Raw genomic sequence first — 16,382 nt, forward strand, 5'->3', positions numbered from 1 at the left:
CGGCCTGCGCACTCGTCGAGGCCGTCGCACCCGGCTCACCGAGGCCGAGGTGCGGGCCCGCAGCGCGGTGGTGCTGGCGGCCATGGCAGCGGCGGGCCTCACCGGCGGACACGCCATCGCCCGCGACGCCGCCGGGCGGCCCACCGGCCTGCTGCTGGAGGACGCGGCCTGCGCACTCGTCGAGGCCGTCGCACCCGGCTCACCGAGGCCGAGGTGCGGGCCCGCAGCGCGGTGGTGCTGGCGGCCATGGCAGCGGCGGACCTCACCGGCGGACACGCCATGGACACCAACGGTGCGAGCCTGTCCGTCCTCGCCGCGCCGGAGTCAGGGGACGCGCTGCCCCTGCGGCTGCGGGTCGCCCCCTGGTACCGGCCGGAGGCCGACGACGGAGCCGTCGTCGAGCTGGTCCGGCTGCAGGGCACCGGAGGTGCGCTCCGGCAGGTCGCCGGCGCGCAGCCGGTCATGGACGGCACCATCGACAACGGCACTGCCCGGCTCGAAGTCCCCGACTGTCACGGCGAGTCGGCCCACGCCTTCTGGCCGGGGCCGCAGCGCTGCACCGAGATGATCGCGGCCTTCCACCGGGCCGGCGTGCCCACCGCCACCCGCGCGATCGGCGACGCGGCGGTGCGGCATGTGCTCGACTCCTCGAGAAGGCCCGTGCGCAGAGCCCGGCCCCGGCACGGCACCGCATCGAGCACATCGAGACGGTGCCCGACGACACCGTACGGCGCTTCGCACGGCCGGGTGTCGCCGCGTCCCTGCAGCCCGCGCACTGCTGCGAGTTCACCCGGGCCGACCACACCGGCAACTGGCCGCGCGGTCGGGCGAGGCGTGCCGCGCGCGTTCCGCTGCAAGGACCTGTGGGCGGCCGGAGCGCGGGTCGTCCTCGGCTCCGACCGGCGGGCGCCCCGTGGGCACGCGATGGCCGCCCGCCCATCGCGCCGTACCCGCCGCTCCAGGTCAGTCATGGCCGGCGCCCGGCACCGCCGGCCCGCCGACCTGTCCCTGCCCCGCACGGGCCCGAACAGGCCCTCACCGCGCTGCAGGCGCTGCAGGGCAGGACCGTCAACACGGCCTGGGCCGCCGGGGAGGAGCACCTCGCGGCCCGGCTCGCCGTCTGCCCGCGCCGGCCCGACGGTCGTGGCCGAGAACCCGCTGGAGGTGCCCGACACCGAGCCGGCCCGGCTGCCGGTCGTGCTGACCGTGGTCGCGGGCCGGCCCACGTACCGGGCCCCCGGCCTGTGGCCGAAGCGCCGAGGGCCGCGGGGGGGGGGGGGGCGCCCCCCCGGGGGCCCCCCCCCCCCCCGCGGCCCTCGGGCGGGTCAGGCTCCCGGAGTGCCCGCCGCCGCTTGTCCGGACGGGACCGCCGCGGCCTGCGCGGCCACGACGTCCACGTCGCTCGCCCGGACGTAGGCGAGCCGGTGGCCGAGCTGGATCTCGTAGTACGCCTCCTGGCCCTTCACCACCGGGGACGGGCCGTCGGGGCCGGTCGCCTGCTCCAGGTAGGAACCGAGGACCCGGGACTGCGTCACATAGCGCTGGCCCGCGCGGAGCGTGTAGGGGAGCGGCGACTCGGGCAGCTCGTCCACCCCCTCCGGGTAGGCGTCCCCCTCCGGCAGGGCGCGGCCGAACACCTCGATCTCCTTGCGGCCCTCCTTCGGTGTCACCATCCGGCCGCGCGCACCGACGGCCGTCGGATGGGCCTGCGGGTTCTTGAACCAGGCCTTGTGGCCCTGGTACCAGATCGCCGTCCAGTCGCCACTGCGGTCGGCGACGGCGAACAACTGGCCCGCGGAGACGCGTGAACCGAGGTCGTTGACGTCCACCGTGGAGTCGTCGCCGTCGGGGCGCCGGCCGGGGTCCTGGATGAGCGGGGCGTCTTCGGCCGGGTCGGTGTACAGCCGGACGGCGCTGGAGCCGTGCGGCGCACACGGCACATCGCTCTTGGCGCAGCCCGTGAACAGCGGTGAGTGGCTGGTGTAGTCCGGCAGGATCATCACCATGTCGCTGTCCGGCCCGGCGGTCGCCTTCAGCGGCGCGCCGAGGAGGTCGAAGTAGTGCCGCCAGTCCCAGAAGGGACCGGGGTCGTCGTGCATGTCCGGGATGGAGTCCTTGGTCGGGGCCGGCACGTTGTCATGGCCGAAGATGTGCTGCCGGTCGAGCGGGACCCCGTACTTCTTCGCCAGGTACTTCACCAGGCGGGCGGAGGCCCGGTACATCGTCTCCGTGTACCAGGCGTCGGGCTGCCGCAGGAACCCCTCGTGCTCGATCCCGATCGAGCGGGCGTTCACGAACTGGCTGCCGGAGTGCCAGGCCGCGTCCTTGATCTTGATGTGCTGGGTGATGTGGCCGTCCCGGGAGCGGATGGAGTAGTGCCACGAGGCCTCCTCCGGATCCTGGATCGTCTTCAGCATCGACGCCAGCGGCGCCTCCGTGTCATGGATGACGATGTAGTCGATCCGCTGGTCCTTGGGCCGGTCGGCCAGATTGTGGTTGCCGTACTGGTCGTCGGCGATCTCGACGTACGGGGCGCTGAGCCAGGAGCAGGTCAACTCCGGTGGGCAGTCGACCTCTTTGGGCCGCGGCGCGCCCTCGGCGAGGGGGACGTGCGGGCGGACGCGGGGGCTGGCGGCGAGGGTGACGTGCTGGCCCGCGTCGGTGGTGCGGTGCGCGCCCCGGCGGATCACGTCGAAGACGTCGTTCGCAAAGGTCTCCGCCGAGGCGCGGTCACCGGCGCCCGGGAATCGCGTGACGGTCTCCCACCAGTCCGCCGGGTTGGGGCTGAGCGGTTTGCCGAGCTGTCGCTGGGTGGCCGCGAGGAGCGCCGCGCCGCCGCGCACGTTGGCGGCGTCGTCCGTCCGCAACTGATCGACCGGCAGGCCGAGCAGGCTCGCGGCCCGCTGCAGGTCCGCCGACTGCCCGGTGCTGCCGTCCGGGGAGTTCGCGTCGTGCCCGGCGGGTGTCCGGCCACTCGCCGGGCTCGGCGACTGCTGCGGCTGGGACGGGCGGCTGCCGTCCACCAGGTGCATCGGCCCGTAACCGCCGACGACGCTCGGGGCGCCCGGATGGGAGTCCCACCGCGACTGCAGGTAGGACACGCCCATCAGGAGGTTCCGGGGCACGTGGAACTCGTCGGCGGCGGTCGTGTAGTCGTCCTGCAGACGATGGTCGGTCGGCACGCCGACGTCGGAGCGGTCGATCAGTAACGGCACCAGAAGCGCCGCCGAAGCGGTCACACAGATGATCCGCCGGTGCCCGCGTACGGCACTGGAGACGCGGGGGGCGACGCGTTTTTTCATGGAGGTGCCTCCAACGAGGGTCAGCGTGGCCAGAACAAATGCGACCAGGGCACAGGGGGTTGCCCGTCAGGGCAGTGGGAGAGGTGCCCTTCGCATCACCCTTCGTACGTTTCCGTACCTCATGCGCCCCGTCGCGCCGAGTGTCACCGGCGTGGACCAGCCGTGGGCACAGGCCACCCGGTCGGCGGCACTCATCCCGATGCGGCGGGGGAGGGCTCAGTCCTCCACCGGGTCCACCTGCCAGTCGGGGTGCCCCGGCATGGCCGGGGTGTGCGCCCCGTACAGCCACGGGGTCAGGAAGGGAGCCAGGTCCTCGCCTGCGACGCGGGACGCCAGCGCGACGAAGTCCCGGGTGCCGGCGGTCCGGCCCCGGTACGTCGTCACCCAGGACCGCTCGATCCGGTCGAAGGTGTCCTCGCCCACCTTCTCCCGCAGTGCGTAGAGCACCAGCGCCGAGCCGTCGTAGCGCATCTGCCGGAACAGGGTCGGCTCGGTGGGTTCGGCCGGCGCGCCGTCGTCGTGGCGCCACTGGTCGTGCTGCTCGTACGCGGCCCGCATCATGCCTGCCATGTCGATGCCGCCGTGGGTGTCGGAGTAGAGCAGTTCGTAGAAGCGGGCGTGTCCCTCGCTCAGCCACAGGTCGGACCACCACCGGATCGCCACGCTGTCGCCCGTCCAGTGGTGGGTGAGTTCGTGTACGAGATTGCGCTCGGCGTCGACGCGGTCGCCGAGCAGGTCCGCGCTCGGCACGACGGACAGCGACTGCGTCTCCAGTGCCACCGGCAGATCGGTGTCCCCGACCAGCACGCCGTAGCGGCGGAAGGGATAGGGGCCGAGCCGCTGCTCCAGCCAGGCCAGGTGGTCGGGGGTGAGCGAGCGGTAGTCCTCGGTGCCGGTGACCAGGTCCTGGGCGACCACGTCCCGCACGGGAAGCCCGCGCGGACCCTCGCTGTCCACGAGGGAGAACTTCCCGATGGCCAGCTGGACCAGCTGGGCCGCGACCGGCTGCTCGGAGTCGTAGGTCCAGCGGATCCGCCCGTCGCGCCCGCGGACGCGCTCGACGAGCCGGCCGTTGGCCACCGCGGTCAGCCCCGGCGGGGTGGTGATACGGAAGGTGAACGGTGCCCGCACGCTCGGGTGGTCGTCGGCCGGGAAGACCATCCTGGCGCCGTTGGGCTGGAGGGACAGCAGGGTGCCGTCGGCCGTGGGCACCCAGCCGTAGTCCTGGATCGCGTCGGCGCGGTGCCGTCGCTGCGTCGGGTCGGCGGTGTAGGCGATCCGGACGGTGAACCTGCCTCCGCGGGCGATCGGCCTCGCCGGAGTGACGACGAGTTCGTCGCCGTCGCGCGCGGCCCTCGCCGGTGTGCCGTCGACGGTGACCGTGTGCAGCGAGTTGCCCGCGAAGTCGAGGTCGAAGCGGGACAGGGCCTGGGTGGCGGTGGCCTGGACGGTGGCGGCAGCGGGGAACGGCGTGCCGGGCGCGCGCCAGTCGAAGGCGAGGGTGTAACGGCGAACCGTGTAGCCGCCGTTGCCGTCGAGCGGTACGAGCGGGTCGCCGAGCCCCCGGGCGCCCGGGGAAGGGATGTCGGCGGGGGAGGCGCCGGGCGCGGGGTGCCTGGCACGGGCGGGTGCGCGGTGCTCCCCGGAAGGGAGGGCGAGGGTGAGGACGGTGGCACCCGCGACACCGATGGCAACGGTCAGGGCGAGGGTCGCGCGGCGGGTACGGACGCCGCGCCGGGTGAACGACGCCTTCACTGGACGGACCGGTGGGCAGGGAGAGTTGCACGGACCGGCCGACTGCCGGCAGTCGTGATGTCCATGGCCGCACTATGTCAGCGAGAGATCACTATTGAGAAATCTATCCCTATTGTGTTCTTTTTCTGTCCTTATGTGACGACCCTTCAGCAGGATGGAGGCTTCCAGGTGGCCGGTGGTTCGGCAGGCGCCTCATACTCCATAAGTGACCCATTGCTGAGCAAAGGGGCGAAACCACCTTTGCCGAAGGGAAGGTACGCACCATGACCGACGCCATCGAGCACAACGACCGACCGGCCGGCGCCACCGTGGAGGAGGCCGACCGGACCGCCTGGCAGCCCCCCGGGTACGCGATCGTCGACACCGCGCTCGAGGTCACCGCCTACTCCCTCACCGTCCGCTAGCCGCCGTCGTGCTGCTGCAGGTGCTCGGCACCGCGGCCGGCGGTGGCATTCCCCAGTGGAACTGTGCGTGCCCCGGCTGCTCGGGGGTGCGCGCCCGCTCGTGGCCGCGCCGCAGGCACGCCTCGCTGGCCGTGCGTACCGACGAGGGCCGCTGGTACGTCGTCAACGCCACCCCCGACATCGGCGATCAGATCGAGGCCCATCCGCACCTCCACCCCGGGCCCGGGCCCCGGCAGACGCCGATCGCAGGAGTGGTCCTCACCGACGCAGAACTCGACCACACCCTGGGCATCTGGCGGCTGCGGGAGGCGGACGGCCTGGAGATCCTCGCCACGGATCCGGTCCGCCAGGCACTCGACGACCGCCTGCGGCTGGGCGAGGTGCTCGCTCCCTACACCGACCTGACCTGGCGTGACCTCGGGTGCCGGGGCACGCAGCCGCTGCGCGGCGACGCGGCGGTTCCGTTCGGTACCGGCGTACGGATCAGCGCCGTGCCCGTTTCGGCCAAGCGCCCGCGCTACGCCGCCGACGCCCCCGGGCACGACGCCTGGGTCGTCGCGCTGCGCCTGTACGACCCGGCCACCGGCAGGTCCGCCCTGTACGCCCCCGCCGTCGCCGACTGGTCCGACGCGCTGCACCGGGCCGCCGCCGAGGCCGACTGCGTCATCGTCGACGGCACCTTCTGGGACGAGGAGGAGCCCTGCCGCACCGGCATCTCCGCCCGCACCGCCACGGGGATGGGCCACCTGCCCATCGACGGATCCGGCGGCACCGCCGACATCCTCGCCACGCTGTCCGCCCGCTGTCTCTATACACACCTCAACAACACGAATCCCCTCGTCGACCCCGCCGCGCCGCACCACAAGCGGCTCGCCCGGCTGGGCATCGAGGTGGCCGACGACGGAATGGTGATCGAGCTGTGACCACGACACTTGCCCCGCTGACGGAATCCTGGAGCCCCGCCGAGTTCGAGGCCCGCCTGCGCGCGGTGGGGCAGGCGAGCTACCACGACCGTCACCCCTTCAACGTCCGCATGCACGAAGGCGACCTCGGCCCGGACGAGGTGCGCTGCTGGATCACCAACCGCTTCCACTACCAGCGCCACATCCCCGTCAAGGACGCGCTGATCACCGCGAAGCTGGACTCCTCGCGGCTGCGGCGCATGTGGCTGCGGCGGATCGAGGACCACGACGGGCGCAGCGAAGGCGAAGGCGGCATCGAGCGCTGGCTGCGGCTCGGCGAGGCGGCCGGCCTGGACCGCCGGACCCTGCTGTCGGGCGAGGCGGTGCTGCCCGGTGTGCGGCTGGCGGTGGAGGGCTATGTCAACTTCTGCCGGCTGCGCTCGCCCCTGGAGGCCGTCGCCGCCTCGCTCACCGAGCTGACCGCTCCCGATCTGATGCGTCGGCGCATCGAGGCGTTCGAGCGCCACTATCCCTGGATCGAGGCGGACGGCCTCGGCTACTTCCGCACACGCGTCGACCAGGGCCGGCGCGACAGTGCGGAGGCGCTGGAGCTCGTCCTCCAGTGGGCCCGCACCCGCACGGACCAGGACAGGGCCGTGGGCGCGCTCTCCTTCAAGTGCGACGTGCTGTGGGCTCTGCTGGACGCCGTGCAGCACGCCGGGCGGCCCGAGCACGCCTGGCGGTCCGAGCACGCCTGGCGGTCCGAGCACGCCGGGCGGTCCGAGCACGCGACGCCGGACGGCCGGCGGGAGGGGATGTGATGCCGGACCCCGAGAACGAGTGGTGCCCCGCCCTGGCCCCCGCGCTGATGCTGCGGCACGACAGCGTGCGGGGCACCGACCTGCTCGTCCTGCCGGAACGCGTGGTCGTCCTGAAGGGACATGCCGGGGCGATCGTCGCCCTGTGCGACGGCACCCGTACCGTGCCCGGGATCGTCGGCGAGCTGACCGAGCGCTTCCCGGGCGCGCCGGTGGCCACCGCCGTCCCCTCCTTCCTCGACCGCCTGCGGCAGGAGGGCTGGCTCAAGTGACCGACCCCGTGAACCCCGCGTCCGTCGTGGACCCGGCACGCCCCTGGGCCCTGCTCGCCGAACTCACCCACGCCTGCCCGCTGCACTGCCCGTACTGCTCGAACCCGCTCGAACTGGCGCGGCGGGCAGGCGAACTGAGCACCGCTCAGTGGACGGACGTGCTGCGTCAGGCCGGTGAGCTGGGCGTCGTGCACACGCATCTGTCCGGCGGTGAGCCGCTGCTGCGCGACGACCTGGAGCTGATCGTCACCGCCGCCGAGTCCGCCGGGATCTACACCCAGCTGGTCACCAGCGGCACCGGCCTGGATGAAGCCCGGCTCGCCTCGCTCACCGCGGCCGGGCTGCGCAGCGTCCAGCTGTCCGTCCAGCACGCCGACCCGCGTGCCTCGGACCGGATCGCCGGGCGCCCGTCCTCCTTCGCCGCGAAGGAACGGGCCGCGGCCCTCGTCCGCCGGGCCGGGCTTCCGCTCGGCCTCAACGTCGTTCTGCACCGCGACAACCTCGACGCCGTCGACGCCCTCGTCGAGCTGGGCGTGGCCTGGGGCGTGGACCGCATCGAGCTGGCCAACACCCAGTTCTACGGCTGGGGCCTGCTCAACCGTGCCGCGCTGCTCCCCACACGCGACCAGCTGGCCCGCGCCCGGGCGGCCGTGGAAGGCTGGCGGGAGCGACTCGCCGGCCGGATCGACCTGGTCTGGGTCGTCCCCGACTACTTCGACGGCATCGCCAAGCCCTGCATGGGCGGTTGGGGAGCGGTCTCGCTCACCGTCGCGCCGGACGGAACCGTCCTGCCCTGCCCGGCCGCCGCCTCCCTTCCGGACCTCGGCCCGCCCAACGTGCGTGATCATTCGCTCGCCTGGATCTGGGAGAGTTCCCCGGCCTTCAACCGCTTCCGTGGCACCGACTGGATGACGGGCCCCTGCCGTGGCTGTCCCCGCCGGGAGGAGGACTTCGGCGGCTGTCGGTGCCAGGCGTTCGCGCTCACCGGCGACGCCGCCCGCACCGACCCGGCGTGCGCGCTGTCCCCGGACCACCACCTCGTCCGTGAGCCGGCCGACGGCGGCGGGCCCGAGGCGCCGTCGTACGTCTATCGCCGGCCCGGGGCGGTGCCACAGCCGGCGCCGGTCCCCACCCTCGCCACCGGCGGCCCGGACGGCAGCCGAATGCCCGGGTCCGCTTGACTTCGAGTGCACTCCAATTCGTAGCGTTTCGGACATGAGCACTGCACAGCACAAGATCGGCTCGGGTTTCGGCGCCCAGAGCACCGCCGACGACGTCCTGCGGGGCATCGACCTCACCGGCAGGCTCGCGATCGTCACCGGCGGCTACTCGGGGCTCGGCCTGGAGACCACCCGGGCGCTCACCAGGGCGGGCGCCCGGGTCGTCGTACCGGCACGCCGTCCGGCCACCGCGCGGGAGGCGCTGGCGGGCCTGGAAGGTGCCGAAGTGGACCAGCTCGACCTGGGCGACCTGGAGAGCGTACAGGCGTTCGCCGAGCGGTTCCTCGCCTCCGGCCGCCCCGTCGACCTCATGATCGACAACGCCGGGATCATGGCCTGCCCGGAGACCCGGGTCGGGCCCGGCTGGGAGGCGCAGTTCGCCACCAACCACCTCGGCCACTACGCCCTGGTCAACCGCCTGTGGCCGGCGATCCGGCCCGGCGGGGCCCGCGTGGTCTCCGTCTCCTCCCGCGGCCACCACTTCTCCGGCATCCGCTGGGACGACGTCCACTGGCAGCACGGCTACGACAAGTGGGAGGCCTACGGCCAGGCCAAGACCGCCAACGTCCTGTTCGCCGTCCACCTCGACAAGCTCGGCAGGGAGCACGGCGTGCGCGCCTTCTCGCTTCACCCGGGCGGCATCATCACCCCGCTCCAGCGGCATCTGCCCAAGGAGGAGATGGTGGAGCGCGGCTGGATCGACGAACAGGGCAACGCGCTCAACCCCGAGGGGTTCAAGACCCCGCAGCAGGGCGCGGCCACCCAGGTGTGGGCGGCGACCTCGCCCCAGCTGGACGGCATGGGCGGTGTCTACCTGGAGGACTGCGACATCGCCGAGCCGGCCCCCGCTGACGGCGAGCGCTTCGGCGTCAAGGCCTGGGCGACGGACCCCGAGCAGGCGGCCCGCCTGTGGGCGCTGTCGGCACAGCTGACGGGCGTCGACGCGTTCCGGGACTAGTGCCGCGGCAGGCAGCGTGCGCCCGTCGAGGAGGGGCGTCCGGTGCGTGCTCCGGGGGTCCCCCGGCCGGAGGCTGGTGGAGTGCCGGCCGGAAGCCGTCGTACGGGACGTACACGGGCTTTCGGCCGGTACGGCGAGTAGGGGTACGCCCTCCGGGGGAGCGTGCCGGGCGTCGCGACGGGGCGAACGTCGCCTGACGCGGCACCGAGTACCCGGGCAGCGCCGGGTCACCATGGGCTCCGCGCTGCGCCCCGACGGGAACGTCGCCTGTCGGGGCGCGGGCACCTCTCCGGCGCGGCTACGGCCTCGGCCGGCGGCTCTGCGCCTGGGGCGCGGACTTGCCTTCCTGGAGTTCGGGGCTGATCTGGTCGGCGTCGAGGATGTGATCGCCGTACAGATCCTGCAGCCAGTTGGTCTGGTAGATGGTGTCGAGGTAGCGCTCGCCGAGATCCGGCGCGATGGCCACCGCGGTGAGGCCGCGTCCGGCATGCCGGGCCAGCCAGTCGGTCGCCCCGCTGACCACCGTGCCGGTGGAGCCGCCGAACAGGAAGCCGCGTCTGGCCATGCGGTGGCAGGTACGGATGGTGTCCGCCTCCTCCACCCGGATCACCTCGTCCACGAAGGACTCGTCGAGCAGTGGGGGAACCATGCTCATGCCCAGGCCGGGGATCATCCGGCGGCCCGGCTTGCCGCCGAAGGCGACTGAGCCCACGCTGTCGATGGCGACGATCCGCACCGGCCGGTGCCACTGCCGGAAGTAGCGCGCGCAGCCCATCAGGGTCCCGGCGGTGCCCGTCCCGACGAACAGCACGTCCAGCCGCGGGAAGTGACTGGCGATCTCCGGCCCCGTCGTGCGGTAGTGCGCCCGCCAGTTGCCCGCGTTGGTGTACTGGCTGAGCCAGACGTACCGGTCGTCGGAGGCACACAGGGCGCGGACGTACTCGATCCGCATGCCCAGGAAGCCGCCGTTCGCGTCCAGATCGGCCACCACGTGCACCTGGCTGCCCAGTGCCTCCATCAGCAGTCTGGTCGACAGGTTGCAACGGGAGTCCGTCACACACAGAAACCGGTAGCCCTTGCTCGCGGCGATCATGCTGAGTGCCACGCCCAGGTTCCCGGAGGACGATTCGACGAGGATGGAATTCGGCGTCAGGACTCCGTCCCGCTCGGCCCTTTCCACCATCTCGTTGGCGGCTTTCAACTTGATGGAGCCGGCGAAGTTGAAGCCCTCGCACTTCAGGTAGAGCGGGCATCCGAAAATCGACTTGAGGTCGACGAAGAGGCTGCCTTCGTTGAACTCATGGGGAGCGGATACTACGGGCACGATGGGCCTCCTGGTGCCTGGCTGAGGACGACGGCCTCAGCCGTACCGGCGCAGGTCGTGGAAGAAGTCGTCGATGAGGCGGAGGTTGCCCGCCTCGGCTGCTTCGTCGTAGACGTACTTGCCGACGGCGAGGTCGAGGACGCCGAGTCCGAAGGGCGAGAAGATCACCGGGCGGTCGTGCGGCGGAGCGGCCCGTCCGAGCATCACGTCGTTGAGGGTGCCGTTCAGGAAGTCGCGGTCGCCGGTGCGCTGTTCGGCCAGATGGGGGGACGTGTCTGCCTTCAGGCAGTGCTCGACGTCGTCGACGAAGTTGGCCGAGGCCAGCAGGACTTCGGGCGCGAGGTCGCGCAGGGAGATGTGCAGGACCACGGGGTTGTGGGAGAACCAGCCCGGGTCGGTGACATGGGGTTCGCCGGCGATGGTGGCGAAGACCACGAGGTCGCTGGAGCGGATGAGGTCCTCGGCACTGTCGTGGACGGTGACTTCGGCGGTGGTGCCGGCCTCGCGCAGATAGCCGCAGAAGCCGCCGGTGCTGTCGGCGGACAGGTCGTGCACGCCGATCGTGTCGAACATCCAGTCGGTGCCGGCCAGGAAGGTGTGGATGTAGCGGGCGATCAGCCCCGTGCCGAAGAATCCGACCCGGGTGGGGCGGGGCCGGGTCCGGCTGAGCCAGTCGGCGGCCAGCGCGGCGGACGCCGCGGTTCTGGTGGCGCTGATGATGGAGCTCTCCAGGCAGGCGAACGGGTAGCCCGTGTCGTGGTCGTTGAGGATGAGGACTGCGGAGGCCCGGGGCAGCCCGGCCTTCACGTTGTCCGGGAAGCTGGAGATCCACTTGACGCCGTCCACATGGACCGACCCGCCGACGGAGGCCGGCAGGGCGATGATCCGCGCGGTCGGGCGGTCGGGGAAGCGCAGGAAATAGGACGGCGGATTGACCGAGTCCCCGGCGCCGTGCAACCGGTAGGTGGCCTCGACCAGCTCCACGATCTGCTTCTCGCGCCCGCTGAGCGCCTGCTGCACCTGCGTTCCGGTGATCACCGCGAACGGCGGTGCCGTAGCCGGGTGCGGCATGGCCGGCTGGGTGGCGGTGGACAACGGTTGGGTCATCGCTCGCTCGCTTCCGGGGTGGGGCAGCAGTCGGCCAGCCGGCGGGGCTCGGCCATGCCGACCAGCACCTGCCGCTCTCCGGTGAAGGGTTCTCTGCTGTGTGCGGTACGGATGTTGTCGACGAGCATCAGGTCACCGGCCTGCCAGGGCTCGCGCCGGGTGTGCTCCTCGTAGGTGGCGTTGAGCAGCTGGACGACGTCCTCGCCGATCGGGGTGCCGTCGCCGTAGCGGGTGTTGAACGGCAGGCCGTCCTCGCCGTAGACGTCCACCAGGTACTCGCGCACCTCCGGGGCGAGCGTCCACTCGTTGAGGAAGGCGATCTGGTTGAACCAGCAGCGCCTGTCCGTGAGCGGATGCCGCACGACGGCGCTGCGGCGCTGCTCGGTGTGCAGCGAGCCGTCGGGCTGCCAGGTGAAGTCGATGGCGTGGGCCCGGCAGTAGCGCTCGATCTCGGTGCGGTCGTCGGTGCCGAACGACTCCGTCAGGGAGGCCCCGATCTCGTCGTTGTAGCTGCGGGTCAGCAGCCAGCCCGCACGCTCGAACCGATCCGTCAGCGCGGTGGGCAGCGCCTGGAGGATCTGTTCCGCGTCGGCCACCGCCGTCGCCCCGCCCTCGCCCGGCGGGGTCGGACACGCGAACAGCATCAGACCGGGAACCTCCAGTGTGTAGCTCAGTTCGTGGTGCATGCACATCGGCTGGTTGGCCGGCCAGGCCGTGGAGGAGTACAGCCCCGGGCCGTACGTCTCACGCGGGGCGAAGGCCTCCCGCTCCGGCATGAGACCACCGGCGAGCCCCGCGAAGACGGCACCCACCTGGGACGTCTCCCGAAGCGCCAGGCCGCGGACGATCAGCGCCCCGTGCTCGGTGACCTGGGCACGCACCGACTCGCGGTACTGGGCCGCCCAACTCGACACGTCACCAGGGGACTCGACGTGCAGGATCGCCGGCCTGTCCGGTCGTAGGTCCACGTCGAGGGGTGCTGCCAGGGGTGAGGACGACATCTCGGTTTCCCTTCGGTTTCCCGTCCGGAGGCTCTGCGGCGCTCAGGAGGAGGCCAGTGGTGCCACGACACCCAGGACGGCCTGTGCTGCCTCGGCCGGGCGGATGCGCGGGAAGTAGTGGCCGCCGTCGGCCAGTTCGTGCAGCTCCACGTGCTCGGCCAGCAGCAGCCAGTCCCGGTGGCGGTGGGCGTGGCCGGCCGTGTGCGGATCGTCGGCGGCGACGACCACCGAGACCGGAACGGACAGCTTCGCGGCCGGCGGGGCTTCCAGTGCGGCGCAGAAGTACTGGTGCGCGCCGACGCAGTCGTGCCGGTAGGCGGCGCCGATGTGCTCGGCGTGCTGCGCGTTCAGTTCCGCGAGTCCGGTGTAGCCGCTGTCCGCGGTCAGCCGCGCGGCGATCTCGGCATTGCTCAGACCCGTCAGTTCGTCGATGGCGGTGCGCCGGTCGGCGGCGGTGCCGAGCAACTGCGCGCCGAGGAACACCCGTGTCACCTCCACACCGTGCTCCTGGAGCTTGCGGGCCGTCTCCAGCGCCGGCGCGGTGCCGGACGAGTGGCCCCAGAGCAGGACCCGGGTCAGGCCCCGCACGATGATCTCGGCGACCACCCGCTCCGCCACCTGCGTGATCGACGCGAACGGCTCAGGGTGGGCGGCCAGGTCGTGACCGGGCAGGTCGACCGCGAGGACCGTCATGCCATTGCCCGCCAACGCGCTTGCCATCGGCTGGTAGTTGACGGCGTTGCCGCCCGCGTAGGGGAAGCACACCAGTGCGCACTCCGTCGTACCTCCGGCATCCGTCAGCGGCTGCAGCAGCTCCGGGTGCCGCCGGGGCGCGCCGTCCAGAAGCGCGGCCAGATCGGCGAGCACCGGATGGCGGGTGATGTCCTTGAGGGACACCGCGCGGTCGAGCGCGATGGTGAGCCGGACCGCCGTCAGGGAGGTGCCCCCGGAGTCGAAGAAGTGGTCCCCTCGGCCTATCCGGTGCTCGGGGACGCCCAGCAGATCGGCCCAGACGGCCGCCAGCCTCCGCTCGGTCGGGGTGAGCGGCACACGGTCGTGCTCGCCGGTGTCACCGCCGTGCACGGACGTTTCCGCCCGTTCGGCCAGCGTGGTGAGAGCCTTCCGGTCGATCTTGCCGTTGGCGGTCAGCGGCAGGCCCTCCTGGCAGTGGAAGGCCGAAGGGACCATGTATCCGGGCAGTACGGCGCCCAGCGCGTCGCGCAGCATCTGCGTCTCCAGACGCCGGCCCGTGTAGAAGGCGATCAGGTGCTTGCTCTGTCCCGCCCGATCGGCGACGACCACCGCACCGTCCCGCACCCCGGCCACCCGCAGCAGGGCGTTCTCGATCTCACCGATCTCGATACGGAAGCCACGGATCTTGACCTGGCTGTCCCGGCGCCCGAGGAACTCCAGCTTGCCGCCGGGGTGCCAGCGCCCCCAGTCACCGCCGAGGTAGAGCCGCTCACCGGGCCGGTAAGGGTCTTTCCGGTACGCCTCACGGGTCCGCTCGGGATCGTTGACGTACCCCCGTCCCACGCAGACACCGGAGAACGCGATCAGCCCCGGGGCGCCCAGCGGCACCAGCGACAGCTCCTCGTCCACGACGTAGACGTGCACGTTGTTGACCGCACGCCCCAGCAGGACGCGCTCGGGCACGCCGTCCATGACCTCGTGGTTCGTGTCGTCCGACGTCTCGGTCAATCCATAGGCGTTGACCAGCCTGATCTCCGGCTGGATCGCGAACCAGCGCTGGACCAGCTCCCGTTTCAGCGCCTCACCGGTCACCGACACACACCGCAGGTCCGGCAGAGCGCGGGGGTGCCGCTCCAGATACGAGACCACGACCTCCAGATAGGAGGGCACGAGCTGCGCCACACCGGCCCGGCCGCGGACCAGGGTGTCGACGAACCGCTCCACATCCACGATCACGTCCTGCCCGACCACCAGCGTCCGCCCGCCCACCAGCAGCGGGGACAGCAGCTGCCACAGCGAGATGTCGAAGCACTGCGGGGCGGTCTGCGCCACCGCGCACCCCTCGCCGATCCCCAAGTCGTCGATCTTGGCGTAGAGATGGTTGAGCATGCCCGCCTGCTCGCACATCGCTCCCTTGGGCTCACCGGTGGAGCCGGACGTGAAGTAGATGTAGGCCAGCTGACCGGCGTCGACCCGCACCCCTGGATCGCCGTCGGCGTGCGGCTCCGCGTACGCCGCCTCGATCAGCAGCCTCTCGGTTCCCTGCACGCTGTCCAGCGCCGCGTCGAGGGTGTCGGTGCTGCCGGACTCGGTCAGGACCAGCCGGCACTGCGCCCGGGACAACGTTGCTGCGATGCGGCCGGCCGGGAAGTGCGGCTCGATCGGCAGATATGCGCCGCCCGCCTTGAACACCGCCAACGTCGCGGCCAGCCAGTCGAGATTGCGTTCGGTGACCACGGCGACCACGTCCTCGCGGCCCAGTCCCCGGGCGAGCAGTGCCCGCGCCAGTCGGTTCGCGCGCGCGTTCAGCTCCCCGTACGTCCACTCCCGCTCGCCGTGCACGGCCGCCACCGCGTCCGGGTGCGCCCGTACCCGCTGCTCGAACAGCTCGTGCGGCCGCGCGTCCGGCAGCGGCCTGCGGGGCCCGGCCAGCCCTTCCAGCTGCTCGCGCACCTCGTCGTCCGACAGCAGACTCTGCCGCGTGTGCTCGGCGTCCGGGTCGGCCGTCATCAGCCGAAGTGCCGTCAGATGGTAGCCGCCGATCCGGGCCGCACCCGCGGCATCCAGCACGTCCGTGCGGTACCGCAGCCTCAGCCTGAGCCGTCCGTCCCGGTCCGACCAACGCACCTGCAGTACGCCGTCGTCGACTCGGGTGTTCTCGGCCCCCCTGGGACCGAACACGACCTCGTACGACGGCTCTGCCTGCCCCAACTCCCGGCGCAGCTCGTCCACCGGGAACTCCCGGTGCGCCAGCACCTCCGCCTCGGCGCGCCGAGCGCTCGACACCAGGGCACGCCAGGACGCCGCGGGAACCGTCAGACGGCACGGCAGCGGCTCGCCCCGCACTCCGGCGGCGTAACCCGTCACCACGTCCCGCTCACCGGACAGCGCGGCCAGCACCTTGGCGTGCGCGGCCAGCAGCAGTGCGCTGACCGGTACTCCCCACTGCCGCACCAGCTCGCGCGCCGTGTCCGCCACGTCGTCCGGCACAGCCGCCTCGTGCTCGGCCGTCCCCGGAACCGGCTCCTGCACCCACCGCGGCACCGCGGTGCTCCCACCGGCGCCCAGGACACGGCTCCAGAACTCCCGGTCCGCTTCCCCATGCGTTCCCATCGAATGGCCTTCC

General features: G+C 72.1%; 15 protein-coding genes. 6 read left to right on the forward strand and 9 right to left on the reverse strand.

The genetic code is table 11. The features are described 5' to 3' along the window. The 5 genes from ACIRU3_RS39230 to ACIRU3_RS39250 all read right to left on the reverse strand — a co-directional run. The coding region (locus ACIRU3_RS39230) for a hypothetical protein (RefSeq protein ID WP_404067254.1) at positions 1-276 on the reverse strand (276 nt) is incomplete at its 3' end. A gap of 48 nt (positions 277-324) precedes the next feature. After that, positions 325-516, reverse strand: coding sequence for a hypothetical protein (locus ACIRU3_RS39235; RefSeq protein ID WP_404067255.1), 192 nt, complete (start codon positions 514-516; stop codon positions 325-327). After that, on the reverse strand, positions 513-776 hold the full coding sequence (locus ACIRU3_RS39240) for a hypothetical protein (protein ID WP_404067258.1): 264 nt from the start codon (positions 774-776) through the stop codon (positions 513-515). Before ACIRU3_RS39240 ends, ACIRU3_RS39235 begins: the two co-directional genes overlap by 4 nt. 549 nt (positions 777-1,325) lie before the next feature. Further along, entirely contained in the window at positions 1,326-3,302 is a 1,977-nt protein-coding gene (locus tag ACIRU3_RS39245) for an N-acetylmuramoyl-L-alanine amidase (RefSeq protein ID WP_404067260.1), read from the reverse strand. Between the two features lie 216 nt (positions 3,303-3,518). Beyond that, on the reverse strand, positions 3,519-5,057 hold the full coding sequence (locus ACIRU3_RS39250; protein ID WP_404067263.1) for a M1 family metallopeptidase: 1,539 nt from the start codon (positions 5,055-5,057) through the stop codon (positions 3,519-3,521). 263 nt (positions 5,058-5,320) lie between these two features. Here ACIRU3_RS39250 and pqqA point away from each other — a divergent pair, with 263 nt between their 5' ends. The 6 genes from pqqA to ACIRU3_RS39280 are packed head-to-tail and all read left to right on the forward strand — an operon-like array spanning position 5,321 to position 9,631. Then, positions 5,321-5,461 (forward strand): pyrroloquinoline quinone precursor peptide PqqA, encoded by a 141-nt coding sequence (pqqA, locus tag ACIRU3_RS39255; protein WP_404067265.1) that lies wholly within the window; start codon positions 5,321-5,323, stop codon positions 5,459-5,461. A gap of 8 nt (positions 5,462-5,469) precedes the next feature. Beyond that, positions 5,470-6,384: a pyrroloquinoline quinone biosynthesis protein PqqB gene (pqqB, locus tag ACIRU3_RS39260; protein WP_404067268.1), complete on the forward strand. Its 915-nt coding sequence runs from the start codon at positions 5,470-5,472 to the stop codon at positions 6,382-6,384. Beyond that, positions 6,381-7,184 carry a pyrroloquinoline-quinone synthase PqqC gene (gene pqqC, locus ACIRU3_RS39265; protein ID WP_404067271.1) on the forward strand — a complete coding sequence of 268 codons (804 nt, stop codon included), beginning with the start codon at positions 6,381-6,383 and terminating at the stop codon, positions 7,182-7,184. Before pqqB ends, pqqC begins: the two co-directional genes overlap by 4 nt. Next, complete coding sequence (pqqD, locus tag ACIRU3_RS39270; protein ID WP_404067273.1) at positions 7,184-7,453, forward strand: pyrroloquinoline quinone biosynthesis peptide chaperone PqqD; 270 nt, start codon at positions 7,184-7,186, stop codon at positions 7,451-7,453. Before pqqC ends, pqqD begins: the two co-directional genes overlap by 1 nt. Next, complete coding sequence (gene pqqE, locus ACIRU3_RS39275) at positions 7,450-8,634, forward strand: pyrroloquinoline quinone biosynthesis protein PqqE (RefSeq protein ID WP_404067276.1); 1,185 nt, start codon at positions 7,450-7,452, stop codon at positions 8,632-8,634. Before pqqD ends, pqqE begins: the two co-directional genes overlap by 4 nt. Before the next feature lie 34 nt (positions 8,635-8,668). Continuing rightward, positions 8,669-9,631, forward strand: a complete 963-nt coding sequence (locus ACIRU3_RS39280; RefSeq protein WP_404067278.1) for an SDR family NAD(P)-dependent oxidoreductase — start codon at positions 8,669-8,671, stop codon at positions 9,629-9,631. 298 nt (positions 9,632-9,929) lie between these two features. Here ACIRU3_RS39280 and sbnA read toward each other — a convergent pair whose 3' ends face one another. Genes sbnA through ACIRU3_RS39300 form a run of 4 tightly spaced genes read right to left on the reverse strand, consistent with a single transcriptional unit; the run spans position 9,930 to position 16,369 of the window. Beyond that, complete coding sequence (gene sbnA, locus ACIRU3_RS39285) at positions 9,930-10,955, reverse strand: 2,3-diaminopropionate biosynthesis protein SbnA (protein ID WP_404067281.1); 1,026 nt, start codon at positions 10,953-10,955, stop codon at positions 9,930-9,932. 36 nt (positions 10,956-10,991) lie between these two features. Beyond that, on the reverse strand, positions 10,992-12,062 hold the full coding sequence (sbnB, locus tag ACIRU3_RS39290; RefSeq protein WP_404067284.1) for a 2,3-diaminopropionate biosynthesis protein SbnB: 1,071 nt from the start codon (positions 12,060-12,062) through the stop codon (positions 10,992-10,994). Continuing rightward, complete coding sequence (locus ACIRU3_RS39295) at positions 12,059-13,063, reverse strand: TauD/TfdA family dioxygenase (protein ID WP_404067287.1); 1,005 nt, start codon at positions 13,061-13,063, stop codon at positions 12,059-12,061. The genes sbnB and ACIRU3_RS39295 overlap by 4 nt, the downstream gene beginning before the upstream one ends. A 42-nt stretch (positions 13,064-13,105) precedes the next feature. Further along, on the reverse strand, positions 13,106-16,369 hold the full coding sequence (locus ACIRU3_RS39300) for an amino acid adenylation domain-containing protein (RefSeq protein ID WP_404067290.1): 3,264 nt from the start codon (positions 16,367-16,369) through the stop codon (positions 13,106-13,108). Positions 16,370-16,382 lie beyond the last annotated feature (13 nt).

The organism is Streptomyces sp. NPDC101151 (assembly GCF_044768335.1).
Classification (GTDB): Bacteria; Actinomycetota; Actinomycetes; order Streptomycetales; family Streptomycetaceae; genus Streptomyces.

Coding starts and splice junctions, on each gene's coding strand:
- ACIRU3_RS39245 (WP_404067260.1), bottom strand. CDS start 3,302: ATGAAAAAACGCGTCGCCCCCCGCGTCTCCAGTGCCGTACGCGGGCAC.
- pqqA (WP_404067265.1), top strand. CDS start 5,321: ATGACCGACGCCATCGAGCACAACGACCGACCGGCCGGCGCCACCGTG.
- pqqD (WP_404067273.1), top strand. CDS start 7,184: ATGCCGGACCCCGAGAACGAGTGGTGCCCCGCCCTGGCCCCCGCGCTG.
- ACIRU3_RS39280 (WP_404067278.1), top strand. CDS start 8,669: ATGAGCACTGCACAGCACAAGATCGGCTCGGGTTTCGGCGCCCAGAGC.
- sbnB (WP_404067284.1), bottom strand. CDS start 12,062: ATGACCCAACCGTTGTCCACCGCCACCCAGCCGGCCATGCCGCACCCG.
- ACIRU3_RS39295 (WP_404067287.1), bottom strand. CDS start 13,063: ATGTCGTCCTCACCCCTGGCAGCACCCCTCGACGTGGACCTACGACCG.
- ACIRU3_RS39300 (WP_404067290.1), bottom strand. CDS start 16,369: ATGGGAACGCATGGGGAAGCGGACCGGGAGTTCTGGAGCCGTGTCCTG.